Here is a 19,843-nt window from a genome sequence, read left to right as displayed (position 1 = left end):
CACTCCACATTCAATTTCACTTTATGCGCGAATCTAGTCGCCCCAAACCCTTGTAACTACGTTGTCCAAATTTCATCTTATGTGCAAACCCACAGATGTGCTAACCGCAGTCGTATTTGGGAAAAGTGTTGCAGATATTCTGCAATTTGGGGTAAGTCTGCTTCTTCCACAACCCTTGCTGTTTTTTCATCCACAGCCTGAAAGATGCCCCAACCTTCAAATTTACTAGGCTTTGGACTGAAGGTGTAGATCATCCCGGCTACTCGTGTGCGAACTCGTCCACCCTTGACACAGGGCGCAAGGAATTGGGTGGTATATAACTGTGCTTCTGCGATCGCAATTTGGTTGATTAGCTTAAATATGTTAGTCATAACTAATACCAATTTTAAAAAATAAGGCTGCCAATGCAACCCTAGAAACCGTTATGAAATCTCACTTTCTTAATTACGAATGAATATAATTCTGCGTGCAAGTTGGTGGAGCATTGCGTGTTCTCAGTTACTAGAGGGACTCCGCTGGTGAGTTGTTACACACTCTTTTAAGGATGGCTACTTTTAAGCCTGCCTCCCAGGTTCTTCGCACTCCCCGTTCACACACGCCCACTGTATTTGACAGTGTACCGTTCCTCTCGTACTAGTATGTAGGCTCCAAGAGTTGGGGCACGCAGGATATTAATATAATACAATATACTACATAAATTTGGAACCAACCGATTAGGAGTAATAGGATATATGAAAACCATTGCCTACCATGCATAAATGATAGGCAATGGCACATTCTAACCTCATTTATCCTCTCTTACAGGCAACGGCATATCCAGAATCTCCATCAGCAGATCTAGACGAGAAGGGCGCGTCAGGAGTGGGACGATGTTCGGCAAACTGTAGTAGTCACCCGCGAAAGTGAACGTATCTACAGGTGCTTGCTGCTGCTTCAGTTGACTCTCTACCCAGTTGTAATGAGTACCCACACGGACAATCACCACATTGGGCATGATCGCCAACTCCCGGCAGTAGTTCTTGTAAACTTCACCGAAGTAAGGAGCCGCATTTTCGCCCTCATCCGTCACCAAGATGATTTGGTCAACCACCTGCTTTTTCCGCCGCATTGCTTCCAATGCACAACCGATACTAGTACCACCACCTGCATTGATGTACTGGAAGGCGCGCTCCCAGTCGGTCAACTCCTTACCCTTTGCTGTAACAGGATAGGGAATTGTGTCAAAGGCGTAGACAAACAGTTCTGCCTGAGTGATACCAGAGATTAGGGCAGCGAGTTGCAAACCCGTCGCGATCGCATTTTCCATTGAACCAGACTTATCCACCAGTAAAGCGGTTGGACGTGCGATCGCACCACGCCGTTTCACCTGCTCGTTTGTCACCTTTTCCAGTTGGGCAACGGTGTCTGCGTCAAAATCTCCTGCGTCTGTGGCAATCTGGGCTTTGAATGCTGAGACACGCCCACTCTTAGACGCTAACTCCAGCTTGGAATCAATCAGCTTCTTAACTTGTGGGTGATCCATTGCACCTCTAGTCTGGAGAGACTTGAGGTTGTTGATCGCTTCTTGAGGAGTCATGCTGTTGATTAACGCCACCAATACAACTGGTGTAAGTTGCTTGATGGTACCAATGGCGATCGTGTAAGGAATGTTGAACTCCACAATTAGCCGTGCCTGTTCGGCGGCACTTTCAGCTTTAGCAAGCTGCTTCAGCACATTTGCTAAGGAACCCTCTGGAGGAGTATCGCCAAACAGAATCGCATTTGCCCGCTCATTTGGCTTGATGTGCAGCGAAGCATACAAGTGCTTCATTGCCTTACGACCTCGTAGCGCAGCGCGATCAAATAGAGCCGGATTGCTCTCCCGCACCTTTAAATAACGCCGCACCGCAGTGCGAGCCGAACGAGGCAATTTATTCTGCTGTTGCTTCATGAAGTCAACTACACGAGCTACCTGATAAGGTGGAAACTCTTGCAGCATCATAAATCCAGCATCTCGGTGTTCAGTCAAATTGCTGGTTAACAAATGAGCAACAAACACTTCCTTGTGGTCACGGACATCACCATGACGCTGATACCAAACTGCCAGGTGTCCGTAAAAGATGGGATCGAGTTCAATAATTAACTGATGAATTTCTGCGACTTGCTCAAGTTTACGGTGAGGAGTTGTCAGCAAACTGTTGAGCATTTCCAAACGCAGGTCACGTTCTGCGGTATTCATTATGAACCTCCTCTAAGAATTTTGGATTTTAGATTTTGGATTTTGGATTGCAACCTAAAATCCAAAATTGCAGGAGGCAGATGTTGCATGCGGGGCGATCAAGTCACCGCGCAAGTTGTGGAAGCATTGGATATAACTTATGCAGAGTTATGTAAGCTTCCGCGATTGGGGCGCGGCAACAACTGCCAAGTAAAAGGGACTGGGGATTAGGGATTGGGGAGTGGGTAATGAGCGGAAAATTATCGAATTTGCTCTTACTCCCTAAAAATAGTAAGCTAATGAGCATTTAAGTTGCATAACACCAGGGCTGAAGCCCTTACTACAAGCGAATCAGTCTGGAAAAATGAATGACGATTAGCTTAGCTGCGTAAGCTGCCATCATATCTGCCGCTATTGCGACAGCACTTTTTGAAAGCAGCGGCCAGAACCGCAAGGACAAAGGTCATTGTTACCAAGCTTTTCTTGTAGTTCCTTGTTGCCATGAACAAAGCGATTGCCACGTTTGACAGCTTTTTCAGATGGGTAGCCACGACGACGTTTACTTGATAGTTCAAAAGCAGAAATCGTCGAAATCTTCAGGCTCGATGTTGAAATCATTAATCTTCTTCATCGTTCTCACCTCCATATTGAAATAAAATAAGATCACCTCATGCAAGTCGAAAAAGCTGTTGATTCACACACGGGATTTGAACCCGTAGTTGCTTGAGCTTTATTCAAGTGCCTTACCATTCGGCTAGTATGTAAGCTTTTTCAGTTAGGGCACGAGGTGAGAATTTTAGTTTTGAGAAAGTTGATTTAAAATAAATCGAATTTCCTTCTTACTACACTGCTGTTTACTAACAGCGTAAATCATTCGACCTCTATACATTGCAGCAGAACGATGAATTATACCTTTGACAACATCCGTCACATAATGAGTTGGTGGCGGTGGAAAATCTTCAAAGGTAATTAAATACCAAATCTCGTTTAGTTTGTGGTATTGATGATAGTTATCAATGATGACAATATCAGTTTGTTCCGGCTTTTGCTTTTGCTTTCGAGGTACTTTCTCGGCTCCACAAAGAATTCCCGTTTCAGGATGGATATAGAAGCGATCACGATGGTTTGTATCTAGCTGACTTCGATATCCTCGATAAGGCTTGCTATAAAAACCACCATCAATTATTTCTACATACCGTTCAACGTAGCCCCACACATGATCGATAACATGCTTTCCTGCCATTGTGTTGGGATCTAATCGTTGACATAGTTTGCTGTAAACGTCATTCCAAGGCTGTCCGACTTGCGATCGCAAAAACCGACGCAGGGGGCCAAGATGATCTGAAAGATGCTTGGATTTATTTATTGGTTTAATCAGGTAGGGATTCAACAACCCATCCTGAATTGCGTCCTGGGTGATTTTGTATAATTGCTTCTTAAAGCCAGTCACCTTTTTGAGGCTAATTCTCATCCCACCGCGAGGACGCTCAATCACTATCTCGCTCAAACGATGTTCGCTCATATATCACGTTATTTAAATGCAGTTGTACTAATTGAGTTGTGATTAAACATGAGTTAGCTAACATCATTGAACTCATCTCTGTATTGAATAAAGGTTATATACAAATACAATTCAAATAATTGAAATTCCGCACAAGTTAGCAAAGCAGTTTTCACAATTGCCTATACCAATTTGGCTACGCTCCCATCAAAGGGAGCGGCAGGAATCGAACCTGCGATCCGTTGCCGGATAGTGTGTGTAGGCTTTACAAGTTAGGGCGCGGAATTAAGTCTTAAGTCTTAAATCATTCCGTACAAGTTCAAGAAGCTTTTTACAGCTTACGGCCGCTCTTACCAACTATTGGCAGTGGGCACGCACGCTAAATCTGCGAGAGATTTAGAAATCATGCTTCGCTTATTCGATCGCTCGAACTTTACTACCTTAGGGCCGTTATGAATGTGTATGTATGCTTCTTCTGTCGGGGCACGGAAGACTAAATACTTTAACCATAGACAGCTTCAGGGCGGATAATCAAATCACCACTGGGGCGGCGATCGATTATGTAAGCAGAAAGGCGATCGCTATTCACATCTAAATGGCGAGCGACCCGCTCTTTCACTGCTACATCATTCATCCCTGCTGCAATTCCTAGTTGTGTCTCTGGGAGATCAACAGAACGTCCTTCAAATCGAATATGAACCATTGCAATCACCTCTTTTTAATTACGAATTTGTATTAGTGGATCTGATCGGGATTGAACCGATACCCTCCCTGTGAGAGTTACACTCACACCTCGCGCAAGTCGAAAAAGCTGTGGTAACACCGCAGGAATTGAACCTGCAACTTATCGTTTTAGAGACGATCGCTCTACCATTGAGCAAGTATGTAAGCTTTTTCTGTCAGGGCACAAGTGACATCCGGGATCTCTACCATTAGAGCTACAGACCCAAGTTTGAATAACACCGATGTACTCAACTTCAATTGAAGTAGTGTCTAGTGGTCTATCGCATTAATTATGATAGGTGAATCAAATTTCAATTTCTCTTCTTTCCTTCTTCCTTTGCGCTCTTTGCGTCCTTCTCCCAAGGGGAGACGCTGCGCGAATGCGGTTCGTTCTCTTATCCCTCAAATTTAATGCGATACACCACTAGTGGTCTGTCCCATTAATTTTGTTGGGCTGCTAGATCCCCGACTTCTTGAAGAAGTCGGGGATCTGAACACCACTAACCTCTCAAAACTTTTGGGACAGACCTAGTGGAGCCGTCGGGAATCGTAGGCTTTGCCTTCCCGTAGGGTACCCGAATCCTGCAACCGTCCGTTTGTTGGTTTCGGAGCAGTCGAACCCCAATCGCGGCCCCAAAAGTAGGCACTACCGAAAGAAGTTGCGAAACTAATCCCCAAAAAGTAGCATCTATGCAATTGTCACAGTTCCGAGAGGTTTTAGTTTTGCCTTTGAGGAGGCTTTTATGAAGAAGAATTCAGCTATTCTGGAGCCAGAATTCAGAATTGAATTCGCAAACGTTAAAGCGGATGAATATTGGTTTAAAACCTCGTCCCTCTCTACGAGACGCTAAAAGCGAACGTGGGCGAAAACAACGCTCGAAACTTTTTCCTCATTTAAACTCCATCCCTTCATAGGTGGAGTATTCTGACCGGAGGCGGAGCGTCTCCGGCTCCGCTCCTGTATTCTGACTCCAGCAGGACTTTTTATGTTCATATTACATTTGTAATATAAGACTTACATAATGTCAAGAGGATACTACAAATTTTTTAGTAGGACTTAGATGCTGTTTGAAAAGTATTAGGCGAATATAATTTGCTACTACACAAACCAAGTCCGCCTCCGTGGAAAGCATGAAAAATCAAGGATTTTTAACCCACGGAGGTGGGTAAAGTCTCGTGTAGCGGCGATTTCTAATCGCCAAGGCATTGAAAACCAAGCTAATTTTTTACATTTGCTGAATTAACTGCGGTTTTTTTGAGTCTTTCTATCCGGCGTTGGAGAACATCTGCACGTCCTGAATCCCCAAGGAAAATATAGCCTACTCTTGCTTGGCTATAATGTTCCAATGCTTGCTTAGGGTAATTAATCGCTGCATATATTTGCCCTAAACTATACTGAGCTAGTGTCCAATCTTCTATATCTTCTAATCCCTGAACTGAGTCGATCGCTTTGAGATAATTGGCTTGTGCTAGATGGACAAGCCCAATTTGCCAGTAGAGATCCCCTAGATTACGGTAAATTAGAGGGTATTGCTTTCCTTGTTGAATCAAAGATTCTAAAAGTGCGATCGCTTCACCAGTTAAACTATAGGTTTTGTAGGTATTAGCAGGCAATTTATAGGCTGAAATAACAGATTCAGGTAAAACATAGTTACCATAGAAACTCGCCAAACTTAAAGCAGAAGCTTCGTTACTCCAAGGAATGGGAGAAATTTTGGCAACTTGCGCTTTTACCAAAGATGCTTCAGATTGACGTAGAATCACAAACTCTAGGTTAGAAGCCTTTTGCTCACTATTGGGGGCAATATCCTCCTGAGAAGATTTTCCCGTATTGGTGCGTACAATCAGAGAATAAGGTAGTCCACCTTCTAAAGGCTTACCAGCATAAATTACCTGATTTGCCTTGGTTTTGGTTTTCCACATTAAGCCTTTTATCCCTGTTACCTCAACACTGTATTCTGTAACTCCAGATACAGGGTTCCAGCGGAGTAGGGGAGTAGCACTCAGCAATAGAGCATGACGGGGAGTAATTAGATAGGGAATAGAAGCATCAACTCCACCCAATGTTTCCGCAGCTTGAGAACCTCTGGACTCTGCATTTGCCCAGTTAATACAAAGGGAACCCATACCTGATACTACCCCTGCTCTTACCACTACAGGGTTACTCACTCCGGGACATTGGAGATCAACTCTAACTCCAATGTCTGGAAAAATTTGATCGCCTTGATATAACTCCGTTGCAGGGCGAACAGGGAGCCAATCCGTTCGTTTTTCGCGTTGGACTCTCACCTTACCTTTGCCAGCAATAGATTGGATGCGGGCAGTTTGGGCAATTGCAGATAATGGCAGGGTGATGATTGCCAATGCTAGTGCCAAGACTGTGAATTTTGGCATTTTTCTGTTACGCATCATTTATCTGTCTCCTGGGGTGTTAAGCGCTTTTGAGCGATCGCAGCCCATTCATCTTGTTCAGGAATAGTAATATTGGCATACTGATTGCAAGTTTTCCATTGTGCCAACGCGCCTTTTTTATCTTTCTGAGCTTCCATAACTTGTGCTAAGAGGCAATGAGGAGCAGCAATTTCATAATTTTCTAGCTTTGTAGGAGATTTTAAGTCGATTGTTTGTAATAAATTTGCTTCTGCATCTGGGTAGTTTCCTTGCTTGAATCTTGCCCAACCAAGATTTTTGAGAACTGCATATTTAGTTTTCGTATCCAAGGGTTGTTTTTTATCTGTATCTAATGCTTTGAGTAATAAAGAAACCGCAGCAGTATATTCTTTTTTCATAATGTTGAGTCGTGCCAAATTATTGGTAGCCGCAGGAATACCTCCTTGGATAGCTAGTTGATATTGGGGACGAGCTTGATCTATAAGTTGTAAGTCTTCGTAAAGTAAACCTAATTGGAAATGTGCTTGAGCATCATCGCCATTGAGTTGAATAGCTCGTTTAAATTGTGATTCAGCACTACTCCAATCACCGTTTCTACGGCTTTCAATTCCGGGATTTGTATAAAAGTTTGTGCCAATTTGTGGTAAAGATTGGCGAAGACTAAAGAAGATACATACTACTATCAGAGAACTGAATGCACCTAGCTCATGCCAATACTTTTCTGGGATATTAATAGCTTTGAGAAAGCTTTTGAGGGCTTCTTGTCCAGCTTTTGTCAGTGCGCCGCCTGCTACTAAAAGGGTGAGGACGCTTTGGGCGCTGACTGTAAAGGCTCCAAAGGAATCGGGGCCACCTGTGAGAAAGCGGGGGGCAATATCACCCATTAAGCCGAGGGAAACAGTGAGGAAGTTAACAGAAACAGCACTCCATAGCCAATCAAGGCGATCGCTCCACGGTGTTGTGGGAGCTTTGAGAAACCACCACCAATAGGTTTCTTTGGGGCTAAAGCTGGCTCGCCAATCAGCAGATTGAGTAAAAGGTGCGATCGCTCCTGCTTGTTTTCTCAATGTTTCATCAAGGTGGCTAAGTTTTTCTAAGCTTTCGCCAGAGGGAGGGGCTAATTCTGGTGAGGTTTTGATGATTTCTAGTAAAGCTTGTAGGCGATCGCGCGTAGTCAGCACTTCCAATACAAGAGCAGGAATAGATTGATTCTCAGCGACAGTTATATTTACAGGTGTTATTGAGGATACCACATCTGATGAATTACCTGTATTTGGTGTCTTAGCTTCTACAGTGGAATGTAACAGGGTACCAGCAGGCTGTTCGGTATTCTCAGATTTAGGCGGAGTGACAGCAGATGGTGTTGCTGGCTTTGTCGCTTGCCCCAATCTTTGTAAAACAGTAGCATACTGTTCAATTGCCTGTTTTAGGGTTGTTGCTGAAATGTTGGATTGGAACATAATCTACAATCCATTGCCAATGAGAATAAATGGTGCCCAGTAGTAGGGATGGCTGAGATTGCGAGAAATGGGTGCAGATTGTCCGCTATTTCCTGGTGTCAATCTCACACTGCTTCGGTCTTTGGTATCGCTGTTTTGCTGATTACCTGCAATCATGGTGAGTTGTGCTTGGCGTAGGGCTTCTGTTTTGGTTATCTTGCCAGTGGCGAGATTTTGATACAAATATCGCATTAATTGGCTGGTGCTGGCATCATTGACCAGCCACAGAGAAGCAATCACAGATTTAGCGCCACTGGTAAGAAAATAGTAGCTCAGACCAGATACCTCAATGCCTTCTTTAAAAGACCTTCTTTATCTTCTCCACCCCGTGCCGTTTCACAAGCAGATAGCACCACCAGATGAATTCCGCCTAAATCAGTTAAGTTTTTCACTTCGGGAATCTTAAACTGATTACCGTCTCCCAAAAGTAGAAAAGAATCTTCTGGGTTTTGAGAGATAAATTGAGCATGGGTAGCAATATGCAAAATCCGATAATCAATCAGATACTTAAAAGCATCTTTGGTAAAATCTTTATTAATTAAAGGCAAACCTGGATAAATACCATTGGCATTGGTCTGACTGCGGATAATGCCATTAATTTCATCTTTAACGTTGGGGAGTGATTTGAAGTCGCCAACCTGCTCAGATACCCCTAAAGCCAGTACGGGATCGTTTTCAATTTTTGGTGAAAGGCGATCGCTCGTGTCGGTTAACCCCGCAGTCAAAATAATAGAGGTATTAAAGGATTCAATTAAATATTTTTTGCCGTCGAACAGTGCAGCCATTGGGATGTAGCGGGTGGAACGGTCAAGAGAAAACACCAAATTCTGAATATGATTACTGTCTAACTCGGCTCGTAACGGTGCAACTAACCACTGATAAAGTTTTTGGCTGACTTTTTGTAACTCTTTGACATCCCCTGGTTGTTCCAGCAATTGCCGAAACTCCACAACTGTTGTAGCTAATTCTTTGCGTCCTACTGGTACAACTTTGCTGTTAAAAACAACCCCCTGTTTTCCGGCTTGAGTTCCCCAAACCAGCCAGAGTTTATCTTCCAGCACCAAGGGATAAATTAACACCGTCTTGGGTTGGGATTGAACTACTTTTTGTGCTGCAACTGTGAGTTCTTCTTGCTGAATCTGAGCCGGATCTCTTTGGCGTTCTTGCTTTGCTAAAGCTCTGAGTTTATCTGCTTGTTTATTGAATTCTGTATTAGCTTGATCCCGTAGGGATCGCAGTTGATCGCGTTTTGAGCAATAGGGGGGTTGACGTTCGCATTCAGTCAGTTGTAAACCTAGATACACCACATTATTATAAGGCGGAACTACACGCGATTCCACCGGAGTTAGCGGACTTCCCTGAGTTTCGCCACCTGCTCTAGTATCTCTGGTGTAGTCCCGCAATTCCTGAATTTTTAATAGTTCCAAGACTTGTTGGGCTTCAAGAACTCGTCCTTGGGAGAGCAACAAGTCAGCTAAACTGCGATAGGTATCTGCCACAGTTTGAGTGTAGGACTCTTGTTGCTCACGGGGCAATGTGCGAATGTCTTTGCGGATGCTCTCTTGCACATTGACTGATTGCTTGTAGAAGACAATGGCTAATTCTGGTTGCTGTTGTTTCTCTAATGACGAGCCAATATTATTGAGAGCCTTACCCTCGCCTTGGCGGTCTTTGATTTCTCGGGCGATCGCTAACCATTGCTGTTCATACTCAATAGCTTTGGCATAGTTGCCCAAAGATAGGTAAGCAACTCCCAGACCGCCCAGAGCCTTACCCTTGCTTTGGCGGTCTTTGATTTGTTGATAGAGTTTTAGTGCTTGTTGCCAAGACTGAAGCGCTGCCTCAAATTTACTTGTATTAAACTGTTGAATTCCTTGCTGCAAGAGCCTATCTGCTTCTGTCTTTTGGTTTTGGCTGGTCTGTGCTTGTGCTGTAATAGAGAGAAGTTCACCGGGAATCGGCACAAGTGAGGGAATAAGCGTCAGCAGCAGTTGCAATGTGAATAAGCCAACCAGCTTGAGTCTGAAAGACATTGCCGTTAATATCAGGGAAATTACTGATAATTTTACCCCCAGTATATCTTAGGCAGGCTTTAATATGCCTTACACTGTTGCTCAGACAGTTCCTGATCTACAACCCATTACCAATTAAAATAAATGATGCCCAGTAGTAAGGGTGACTGAGATTAAGAGAAATGGGTGCAGATTGTCCGCTATTTCCTGGTGTTAATTTCACACTACTTCGGTCTTTGCTGTCGCTGCTTTGATTCTTACCTGTAATCATGGCAATCTGAGCCTCGCGGATAGCTTCAACTTTGGTTATTTTTCCTGATTTGAGCCGCGCATATAAAATATCCATCAAAGTTTGAGTACCACCATCATTGACTTCCCACAGAGAAGCAATCGAAGCTCTAACTCCTGTACGCTGGAGTTGGTAGCCAAACCCCAGTATTTCCAAACCATTACCCAGTTCTTCACCCAGCGCAGTTTGGCAAGCACTCAATACCACTAGGGCAACATTAGGCAACTTCCACTCTTCAATTTCTTTGAGGTTAATTCGATTACCGTCACCCATGAGGATAAAAGAATCTTCCGGCGCACCTTTAACGAAAACAGCATGAGTTGCCATGTGAACAATGCTGTAGTTTTTTATTTGGGATAAGATGGCATCTCGGTTAAAAGCTTTGTCAAAAAGTTTAGTAGTGTTAGGAATTGCTGCACCTAATCCCTCAACTTCGGTCTTGGCGAAGCGCAATCCTTGGAAGTCGTATGTTTGCCCTGCTACCTGAACACTGTAGCGACCTTGTGTAAATGCTCCTGCCAAAACACGAGGAGCGTTAATAGATTCCGGCTCAAGTTTAGTCAGTGCAAGGGCGGTGAGGTAGTTGATTTGATAGCGTTCCGTCAGCCATTGCTTACCGTCGTAGAGTGCAGCCAAGGGAATGTAGCGCATTTGTCCGTCAGGTGCATAGATGATTGATTGTACGTCTGCCTGTTGGAGATCACTTTCTATTGGCTTAATCAATTGGTTATAAAGCTTTTGGGCAGTTTCTTTAACCTCAGAATTTGGATCTTGTAAATCTTGACGGAAAGTTTGAATTGTTTTTTCTAATTCCGTCCGCTTGATTGCCACAGAACGACGGATTGGTGGTTTACCTGGGGGTAGTAATACCAATTCCAAGCGATCGTCCAAAACCAAGGTATAGAATAGGGCGATACGTTTTCCTAACCGATTTAATCGGATTTGCAGGTCTTTATAAGCAGATAAAGTAAGATTTTGTTGTGGGGCAGTCTGTTGTATTTGTTGGGATAAAGCTACCACAGCAGAACTTTTGAGAAACTCGCTCATCTTTTGGTTAGTTTGCGCCTGGATTTTTTCAATTTCTTGAATGCGCTGCTGTTGAGTAGGAGTGCGAGTTTGCAGTTGGCGGAGGTCGGCTAATTCAGCACCAAGGCGGATAGCTGGAGTTTGAATAGTTGTGTAATCCTGTAAGATTTTCTGCTCTTGTGGGAATAACTCAATTCCCTTTACAGTTCTCTCTTTGCCTTGTACGTTGCGTAAGTAGTCCTGTAGTTCTTGAACTTTAAGCAAATCTAGGACTTGCAAAGCTTCCATTACCCGATTCTTTTGAAGTAGGAGTGATGCTAGACCGCGATAGCTGTCAGCAGCAATATTTTTAGTGTAGGATGCCTGCTGTTCGCGGGATAACTTTCGTAAGTCCTGACGGATATCTTCTCGCACATTCACCGATTGTTTGTAGAAGAGAATGGCTAATTCTGATTGGTTCTGTTTTTCTAGTGTTGAGCCAATGTCAGTTAGAGTAATCCCTTCGCCTTCGTGATCGCCAATATCGCGAAAAATAGTCACAGACTGTTGATAAAACTCTATGGCTCTGGCATATTGCCCCAGGTTATTGTAAGCTTCGCCCAGACCCATCAGCGAGTGGGCTTGGCCATTGCGATCGCCGAGATCGCGAAAAATAGCCAGAGACTGTTGATCGAACTCTATGGCTTTGGCATATTGCCCCAGCTTATTGTAAGCATTGCCCAGATTATTCAGCGAGTTGGCTTGGCCATTATGATCGTCGATATCGCGTTTAATAGCCAGAGACTGTTGATATAACTCTATGGCTTGGGCATATTGCCCCAAGTCCTTGAAAGTATTGCCCAGATTATTCAGCGAGACGGATTCGCCACTGCGATTGCCAACATCGCGAAAAATAGCCAGAGACTGTTGATATAACTCTATGGTTTTGGCATATTGCCCCAGGGAACTGTAAGTAATGCCCAGACCTATCAGCGACTTGGCTTGGCCATCGCGATCGCCGAGATCACGAAAAATAGCTAAAGACTGTTGATAGAACTCTATGTCTTTGGCATATTGCCCCAAGTCCTTGAAAGCATTGCCCAGATCCATCAGCGAGTCGGCTTGGCCATTGCGATCGCCGAGATCGCGAAAAATAGCCAAAGACTGTTGAAGGAACTCTATGGCTTTGACATATTGCCCCAGGTAAAAGTAAGCATTGCCCAGACCCATCAGCGACTTGGCTTGGCCATTGCGATTGCCGAGATCGCGAAAAATAGCCAGAGACTGTTGAAGGAACTCTATGACTTTCGCATATTGCCCCAGGTAAAAGTAAGGATTGCTCAAAGATATCAGCGAGTTGGCTTGGCCATCGCGATTGCCGAGATCGCGAAAAATAGCCAGAGACTGTTGATATAACTCTATGGCTTTGGCGTATTGCCCCAGATGATTGTAAGCAAGGCCCAGATTATTCAGCGAGTTGCCTTGACCATTGCGATCGCCGAGATCGCGAAAAATAGCCAGAGACTGTTGATATAACTCTATGGCTTTGGCATATTGCCCCAGGGAACTGTAAGCATTGCCCAGATCCATCAGCGAGTCGGCTTGGCCATTGTGATCGCCGAGATCGCGAAAAATAGCCAAAGACTGTGGATATAACTCTATGGCTTTGGCGTATTGCCCCAGCTGTTTGTAAGCAAGGCCCAGATCCATCAGCGAGTTGGCTTGGCCATTGCGATTGCCGAGATCGCGAAAAATAGCCAGAGACTGTTGATATAACTCTATGGCTTTGGCGTATTGCCCCAGCTGATTGTAAGCAAGGCCCAGATTATTCAGCGAGTTGGCTTGGCCATTGCGATTTTTAAGTTCTTGATAAATTGCTAACGCCTTTTGCCAAGACTGGATAGCCGCTTGATATTGACTAATATTAAATTGTTGATTTCCTTGCTGTAACAGCCTGTCAGCCTCTGCTGTTTGGTCTTGGCTTGTCTGTGCTTGTACTGAAGTAGAGAGAAAATAATAGGGAATCGGCAGCAGTGAGGAAATAAGCACCAACATCGGCGGCATGAGCAACCTTAGCAATCTCAGTCGCAAGGACATTAGAATTTAAACTGGTGGAATTACTAAAGATTTTGTTCTGAGCATAACGCAGATATTATCAGAGTTATCATCAGGTTTAGATTCGGCATTAATTCTTTACTTTACAATCAACGATCGCAAATGTAATAGATAACGCCGCCATCTGTTGAACATCAAACTGGCGAATATCTGTTTTTGTTTCACCGCGAGTTTCGCTAGCCAGATCATCTAGTAAACTAGCGATCGCCTCTTCTGCTTTTTCAGCTACTTGACTACCACTTCTTTTTTCACTCCTTTGTTCCATTATCAATGCCTGTAGCGGTTTCAAAGCTTTGTCAATTGGTGCTGTACTCGCCACAATCAACACCTCTACAATCCCCAAGGGTTTACCAAAAGTCATCTTTTCTCCTGTTTTCATTTCTGCCTCACTTGGGATTTGAAGTGTCTGCCCTGCCGAAACCAGTGCAGCATTCTTGCCATCACTCAAGGGAAACAAAATATCAATATCCCCATCAGGACTAAAGATTAATACTCCAATATGCAAGTCACGGCTTTCTCGATTTTCAACAGAGATTTGTACGGGTTTGTCAACCTCAATTTGAGCAATCAACTGAGTTTTAGATTTTACCGTTGGCGAAATTCTTGGAGATAAGCTCTTACCCCCACGCACTGTAAACGACTCTGCCAGCAAAGACTTAGTGTTAGCACCTGCAAGACTAGCAACAACGTTTAACCGAGATGAAGTGGTATTGAGTGTGAGTTTTATCAGTCGGGCTGCTAACAATAACTTGAATTTCGTCTGTAGGCGATTGACTGCTTCATTAATCTTTTCATCTGCTACGCCAAATGAGCCAGGAATCGGCTCAAATCCCACCGAGAATAAGCCAATACTATTTACAGGTGGTAAATCTGCGATGGCGATCGCTCTTTTCTCCAAATCTTGGCGGTAGGCTGGTAGCATTCTACCCAAGATGTAATGTACTTCCTGCTCTAGTAAAGGTACTACTTCAATTCGTGAGAGCGATCGCAATGCCTGTTTTGCAGCTTCACTGTTGAGTGATTTATCTAACCCAATCCGTAATTTGAGATTGCTAGGAATTGCCCGGATTTGTTCTTGTAAGGCGGTTCCCGGAGTAATTTTGACCGTTGAATTAGTTTGAAGTAAGCCAGTTGCATTCAGGCGATCGCGTGACTCAATTTTTACAGTCCCTTGTGCTTGTCCGCGATCGTCCACAACAGTAAAGATTGCCCCCTTACCCAAGGCTTCCAAAACTTGAGGTTCTGCACCAGTTAGCAGCAGTTTCACAGCATTTCCTGTGACTTCTGTAATTACTGCCTCTGCTGCTGGTTTCTGCATCGGGGCAAAATACATCGGTTGCTGATCGTCAGTGCTACCGGACTTTACCTCAATATCCGGATTCTGCACACGCGAATTCTGCACCGTTTTCAGAAATTGCTCAGTTTTCGCGGCAGCAGCTATAACTACTTTACCCATCGCCTGATTACTCGTTTGCTGCCAAAGCTGTCGAGTCAACGAATATGTAAACACACCTGCATGAACATCGGTAGCAAATGCTGCATCAGCCGCTTGCTGATTGCGCTGGGCGGCGAAAATAGCTGCACCGTTAACAATATTTTTTCTACGTTGCTCAATCCATTCTGCCTGAGACAGCTTCAAGTCAGTCAGCCAGCGTTGCTGATATGCTAATTCTTCTTGACTAGCTGCCAATTGTGTGATTTTATCGTCGCCTCGCAATTCTACATGACCTGGGCGCGACCTGATAATCAAATTCCCCCGCACGCCACCGCCAGAGTAGCAACTATCCAGAATGAATGTCACATTTTTAGTTTTGCGCCCAAGTGCTTCCCGCAGCAGAAAGATTGTACCTGCTGTAATATCATTAACTTCCCCACCTTTTTGGGGATAGCCATCAGGTAAATCTGCGTCAACTGGGACAATGGTTCCGTTGAGCTTATCTGTGAATACTTGATTCGGGTCAATCACATTCGAGCCATGTCCTGAGTAGTGAAAGACTACTACATCATCTGGGGACTTGACCCATTGAATTAGGTGCTGCTCAAATTTATCTAGAATATTTTGACGCTTTGCTTGGCCATCGCTCAACACTAGAACATCATCTGGATGAAACCCAAAGCGATGAATCAACAGTTCTCGCTGAAGATACACATCATTTACTGCCCCTTTTAACTGATACCACAATCCTTGTGTCTTTAAGTCTTGGGCACTAGTTCCAGGGTAGTCATTAATGCCCACCAACAGCGATCGTTTCCGGCGTGTATCCTGTGCGAGAACCTTGCCGTAATTCCAAGCCGCTTGCTGCATACCCAGTTGATTGATACCCAGAACTGTTAGGGATGCACCGAGCGATTGTAGAAACTGACGACGCTTAATGGAAGACATACTTCACTTTCTCAAACCTGAATTAAGGATTAAGCGGTATCTCAAAATACAGATAATATGCTCTTTAGTCTGCAACCTGGTAATGCATTAGGTAAAATCTTCAGTAATCTCCCCAATTGTAACTGTAATGTCCCTGCACCTCAGATTAGTTAGCTGGATCACGCCACCTCTGCTACTGGTGCTTTTTCCCTACCTGCTGCCCATTCACAGTTACATACTCTCTACTTCAGCACAAGCACAGACTAGCCAAGGCCCCAAAGCAGAAGCAGACAAACTTTTACAACAAGGAATTCAACAGCTTAATACAAGTCAATTTGGGGCAGCGCTTCAGTCTTGGCAACAAGCGCTCAAACTCTATCAACAAATCAAAGACCGCCAAAGCGAGGGTAAAGCTCTGGGGAATCTGGGACTTGCTTACCTGTCTTTGGGCAACTATGCCAAAGCCATTGAGTATCAACAGCAACTATTAGCGATCGCCAGAGAAATCAAAGACCGCCAAAGCGAGGGTAAGGCTCTGGGGAATCTGGGACTTGCTTACCTGTCTTTGGGCAACTATGCCAAAGCCATTGAGTATCAACAGCAACTATTAGCGATCGCCAGAGAAATCAAAGACCGCCAAAGCGAGGGTAAGGCTCTGGGGAATCTGGGACTTGCTTACCTTTATTTGGGCAACTATGCCAAAGCCATTGAGTATCAACAGCAACTATTAGCGATCGCCCGAGAAATCAAAGACCGCGAAAGCGAGGGTATGGCTCTGGGGAATCTGGGACTTGCTTACCTGTCTTTGGGCAACTATGCCAAAGCTATTGAGTATCAACAGCAATGGTTAGCGATCGCCCGAGAAATCAAAGACCGCGAAAGCGAGGGTAAGGCTCTGGGGAGTCTGGGACTTGCTTACCTGTCTTTGGGCAACTATGCCAAAGCTATTGAGTATCAACAGCAATGGTTAGCGATCGCCAGAGAAATCAAAGACCGCGAAAGCGAGGGTAAGGCTCTGGGGAATTTAGGACTTGTTTACTTTTATTTGGGTAACTATGCCAAAGCCATTGAGTATCAACAGCAATGGTTAGTGATCGCGCGAGAAATCAAAGACCGCAAAAGCGAGGGAGCTGCTCTGGGCAATCTGGGACTTGCTAACCTATATTTGGGCAACTATGCCAAAGCCATTGAGTATCAACAGCAACTATTAGCGATCGCGCGAGAAATCAAAGACCGCGAAAGCGAGGGTAAGGCTTTGGGCAATCTGGGAGTTGCTAACCTATATTTGGGCAACTATGCCAAAGCCATTGAGTATGAACAACAACTATTAGCAATAGCCCGAGAAATCAAAGACCGCCAAAGCGAGGGTATTGCTCTCAATAATATTGCCCGGTCACTAGAAAAACAGCAGCAATCAGAATTAGCCATTGTCTTTTACAAGCAATCAGTCAATGTGCGAGAGAGCATCCGCAACGACATTCGCACATTACCCCGTGAGCAACAAGAGTCCTACACCCAAACCGTAGCAGATACCTATCGCCGTTTAGCTGACCTGCTGCTCTCTCAAGGAAGACTACTAGAAGCTCAACAAGTTCTCGAACTCCTGAAAATTCAAGAATTGCGCGACTTTACCCGCAATGCTAGAGCAGGTGGCGAAACCTCTGGAATTGCTTTAGCCCGCATCGAAGAAGAAATCCTCAACAAATATGGCACCCTCATCGTCTTTGGACAACAGGTTTATGAATGCGAGCAGAAAAAATGTAGCACCCTCAGCCAACTACGAGATCAACTTGATGTCTTAACCCAAAAATTCCAGCAAGACACTAATGCCTTTCGTAAAACCCTGCAAGACCGACTTGCCAAAGACCCCGCACTCCTTGAACCCGAACAACTCCGCAGTACTGCTGCCAAAATTGTCACGACTGAACCAGGTACAGTCCTAATTTATCCCCTGGTTTTGAAAGACAAAATTCGGATTTTACTGGCTAGTAGAGCCGGAGAAAAGGGCGTGGTTTTCCGCAGCTTTGAAACACCTGTAAACCAACTGCAACTCTGGAAAACGGTAAACCAATTTAGAACCCAACTGTCCAGCCCTGAAGATTTGAGAGAGGTCAAAACCACAAGTAAACAATTATATAACTGGCTGCTCCAACCTTTGGAGAAAGAGATTAAAGATAAAAATATCCATCATTTAGTATTTTCCCTTGACCGTTCCACCCGCTACATTCCAATGGCAGCCTTGTTCGATGGGCAACAATATTTAATAGAGCGTTATAGCGTTTCCACAATTCTGAATGCAGGCTTAACAGATGTCAAAGAGCGCTTACCACACAACAAGCAAGAGATTCGCGTCTTAGCAATGGGAGTCTCTAAAGCCTTTCCTGGGTTTAATGCTTTATCAAATGTCCCCAATGAATTAGCCACAATCATTCAGCAGTCGGGAAAAGCACAACAAGGCATTTTCCCCGGCTCAGAGTTCCTCAATGAAAAATTTACTTTTAGCTCTTTGCGCGACAATCTCACAGGTAATAAGATATTGCACCTAGCTACCCACGGTAAATTTGAATCTGGTCGTCCAGAAAATTCTTACCTCCTTTCTGGTAGCGGTGAGCCATTAACCATTGATAAAATTCAAACATTAGGCAACTATATGTCAGATACCCATTTAGTAGTGCTTTCCGCCTGCGAAACTGCTTTGGGTGGAGTAGATGCTGATGGCTTGGAAATGTCTGGTATGAGTTTTTACTTTCTTACTAATGGCGCTAAATCTGTTATTGCCTCGCTTTGGCTGGTCAACGATGCTAGCACCAGCCAATTAATGCAGCAATTTTACCAGAATCTTTCTACAGGTCAGATGACCAAAACAGAAGCTCTGCGCCAAGCGCAACTCGCTATGCTCAAAAGCAATAGCCAAGGCAGCGACAGCAACCGGAGTAGCGTTAATTATAAATTGGGACATGGTGAACAATCTATTTCCCGTAATCTTAGCCACCCCTACTACTGGGCACCATTTATCCTCATTGGCAATGGATGGTAGAGCCAACTGCTAGCAGGAATCACTCTAGTTTTAAAGTCTCTAAAGCAGTTGCGATTCTAACAACAAACTCTTCTCTGGGTTCACTCAAGTCAGCCAATATGTTTACATCTACAACTGATACGAAGCCGTCAAAGCCACCGCCAACGCATCCGCAGCATCATCCGGCTTAGGAATCTCATCTAAATCTAACTCCCGCGCCACCGCTTCTTGCACTTCCGACTTATCGGCATTGCCATAGCCCGTTAAAGCTTGTTTAATTTGAGCAGGAGTAAACTCTACGTAGGGAAGACGACGCTGCCCCAACACTAAAATAACTATACCCCGCGCTTGTGCAACCAGGATTGTACTTGACATCCGATAGAAGAATAGTTTCTCGATCGCAACCAAATCTGGTTGAAATTCCTCCATTACGGTGTGTAAGTCATCGAATAAGGTACATAGGCGCTGTCCCATTTCTACATCTGCTGACGTTTTAATTACTCCAAAATCCAGCATATTTACTGTAGTCTCTGGTATTTTATTGGGATTTTGTGTGCAGCTAATTGCCCCAAATCCTAAAATTGCCAATCCTGGATCTAATCCTAAAATTCGTTTTTCCATTAAATTTACTTTTACCAAGCCAGGATATTTTTTAGAGTACTTTTCAAGTAATTAAACTACACCACTTTTTACTTCGTCTCTCAGTTGGGGTCTAAATACCCGAAAAATGCTC

The 19,843-nt window shown here is 44.3% G+C and carries 12 protein-coding genes, 1 tRNA gene and 1 pseudogene; 1 reads left to right on the top strand and 13 read right to left on the bottom strand.

From position 1 onward, the window contains the following. Nucleotides 1–95 precede the first annotated feature (95 nt). The 12 genes and pseudogenes from V7K67_RS27865 to V7K67_RS27810 all read right to left on the bottom strand — a co-directional run. Nucleotides 96–371, bottom strand: a pseudogene (locus V7K67_RS27865) (hypothetical protein); the annotation flags it as partial. A 413-nt stretch (nt 372–784) separates the two neighbouring features. Continuing rightward, nucleotides 785–2,218, bottom strand: coding sequence for a vWA domain-containing protein (locus tag V7K67_RS27860; protein ID WP_335169322.1), 1,434 nt, complete (start codon nt 2,216–2,218; stop codon nt 785–787). A gap of 390 nt (nt 2,219–2,608) precedes the next feature. Further along, on the bottom strand, nt 2,609–2,815 hold the full coding sequence (locus V7K67_RS27855) for a hypothetical protein (RefSeq protein ID WP_334707117.1): 207 nt from the start codon (nt 2,813–2,815) through the stop codon (nt 2,609–2,611). Nucleotides 2,816–2,892: 77 nt separating this feature from the next. Beyond that, nucleotides 2,893–2,961, bottom strand: a tRNA-Phe gene (locus V7K67_RS27850). Between the two features lie 32 nt (nt 2,962–2,993). Continuing rightward, on the bottom strand, nt 2,994–3,719 hold the full coding sequence (locus V7K67_RS27845; protein WP_334707116.1) for a hypothetical protein: 726 nt from the start codon (nt 3,717–3,719) through the stop codon (nt 2,994–2,996). 481 nt (nt 3,720–4,200) lie between these two features. Next, nucleotides 4,201–4,401, bottom strand: a complete 201-nt coding sequence (locus V7K67_RS27840; protein ID WP_179066998.1) for a hypothetical protein — start codon at nt 4,399–4,401, stop codon at nt 4,201–4,203. 1,238 nt (nt 4,402–5,639) lie between these two features. Further along, on the bottom strand, nt 5,640–6,815 hold the full coding sequence (locus tag V7K67_RS27835) for a tetratricopeptide repeat protein (protein ID WP_335169319.1): 1,176 nt from the start codon (nt 6,813–6,815) through the stop codon (nt 5,640–5,642). A gap of 14 nt (nt 6,816–6,829) precedes the next feature. After that, nucleotides 6,830–8,272: a tetratricopeptide repeat protein gene (locus tag V7K67_RS27830; RefSeq protein WP_335169317.1), complete on the bottom strand. Its 1,443-nt coding sequence runs from the start codon at nt 8,270–8,272 to the stop codon at nt 6,830–6,832. Nucleotides 8,273–8,275: 3 nt separating this feature from the next. Then, complete coding sequence (locus V7K67_RS27825) at nt 8,276–8,551, bottom strand: CHAT domain-containing protein (protein WP_334733338.1); 276 nt, start codon at nt 8,549–8,551, stop codon at nt 8,276–8,278. A gap of 32 nt (nt 8,552–8,583) precedes the next feature. Further along, a complete protein-coding gene (locus tag V7K67_RS27820; protein ID WP_335169315.1) occupies nt 8,584–10,344 on the bottom strand; it encodes a CHAT domain-containing protein in 1,761 nt (586 codons plus the stop codon). Between the two features lie 97 nt (nt 10,345–10,441). Next, nucleotides 10,442–13,681 (bottom strand): CHAT domain-containing protein, encoded by a 3,240-nt coding sequence (locus tag V7K67_RS27815; RefSeq protein WP_335169313.1) that lies wholly within the window; start codon nt 13,679–13,681, stop codon nt 10,442–10,444. A gap of 121 nt (nt 13,682–13,802) precedes the next feature. Beyond that, nucleotides 13,803–16,115: a caspase family protein gene (locus V7K67_RS27810; protein WP_335169311.1), complete on the bottom strand. Its 2,313-nt coding sequence runs from the start codon at nt 16,113–16,115 to the stop codon at nt 13,803–13,805. Nucleotides 16,116–16,242: 127 nt separating this feature from the next. Between V7K67_RS27810 and V7K67_RS27805 the strand changes: the two genes are divergently transcribed. After that, nucleotides 16,243–19,131 carry a CHAT domain-containing protein gene (locus V7K67_RS27805; RefSeq protein WP_335169309.1) on the top strand — a complete coding sequence of 963 codons (2,889 nt, stop codon included), beginning with the start codon at nt 16,243–16,245 and terminating at the stop codon, nt 19,129–19,131. 108 nt (nt 19,132–19,239) lie between these two features. On the opposite strand, the gene ruvC is transcribed toward V7K67_RS27805, so the two are convergent. After that, nucleotides 19,240–19,731, bottom strand: a complete 492-nt coding sequence (gene ruvC / locus V7K67_RS27800; RefSeq protein WP_292852093.1) for a crossover junction endodeoxyribonuclease RuvC — start codon at nt 19,729–19,731, stop codon at nt 19,240–19,242. Nucleotides 19,732–19,843: the final 112 nt, after the last annotated feature.

It is taken from the genome of Nostoc sp. (assembly GCF_036917155.1).
Classification (GTDB): Bacteria; Cyanobacteriota; Cyanobacteriia; order Cyanobacteriales; family Nostocaceae; genus Nostoc.
This window is presented reverse-complemented; position numbering and strand designations above follow the sequence as displayed.

What these genes read in the sequence shown, in the direction of transcription:
- V7K67_RS27860 (WP_335169322.1), bottom strand. Translation starts at nt 2,218, where the DNA reads ATGAATACCGCAGAACGTGACCTGCGTTTGGAAATGCTCAACAGTTTG.
- V7K67_RS27855 (WP_334707117.1), bottom strand. Translation starts at nt 2,815, where the DNA reads ATGATTTCAACATCGAGCCTGAAGATTTCGACGATTTCTGCTTTTGAA.
- V7K67_RS27845 (WP_334707116.1), bottom strand. Translation starts at nt 3,719, where the DNA reads ATGAGCGAACATCGTTTGAGCGAGATAGTGATTGAGCGTCCTCGCGGT.
- V7K67_RS27840 (WP_179066998.1), bottom strand. Translation starts at nt 4,401, where the DNA reads ATGGTTCATATTCGATTTGAAGGACGTTCTGTTGATCTCCCAGAGACA.
- V7K67_RS27835 (WP_335169319.1), bottom strand. Translation starts at nt 6,815, where the DNA reads ATGCCAAAATTCACAGTCTTGGCACTAGCATTGGCAATCATCACCCTG.
- V7K67_RS27830 (WP_335169317.1), bottom strand. Translation starts at nt 8,272, where the DNA reads ATGTTCCAATCCAACATTTCAGCAACAACCCTAAAACAGGCAATTGAA.
- V7K67_RS27820 (WP_335169315.1), bottom strand. Translation starts at nt 10,344, where the DNA reads ATGTCTTTCAGACTCAAGCTGGTTGGCTTATTCACATTGCAACTGCTG.
- V7K67_RS27815 (WP_335169313.1), bottom strand. Translation starts at nt 13,681, where the DNA reads ATGCCGCCGATGTTGGTGCTTATTTCCTCACTGCTGCCGATTCCCTAT.
- V7K67_RS27810 (WP_335169311.1), bottom strand. Translation starts at nt 16,115, where the DNA reads ATGTCTTCCATTAAGCGTCGTCAGTTTCTACAATCGCTCGGTGCATCC.
- V7K67_RS27805 (WP_335169309.1), top strand. Translation starts at nt 16,243, where the DNA reads ATGTCCCTGCACCTCAGATTAGTTAGCTGGATCACGCCACCTCTGCTA.
- ruvC (WP_292852093.1), bottom strand. Translation starts at nt 19,731, where the DNA reads ATGGAAAAACGAATTTTAGGATTAGATCCAGGATTGGCAATTTTAGGA.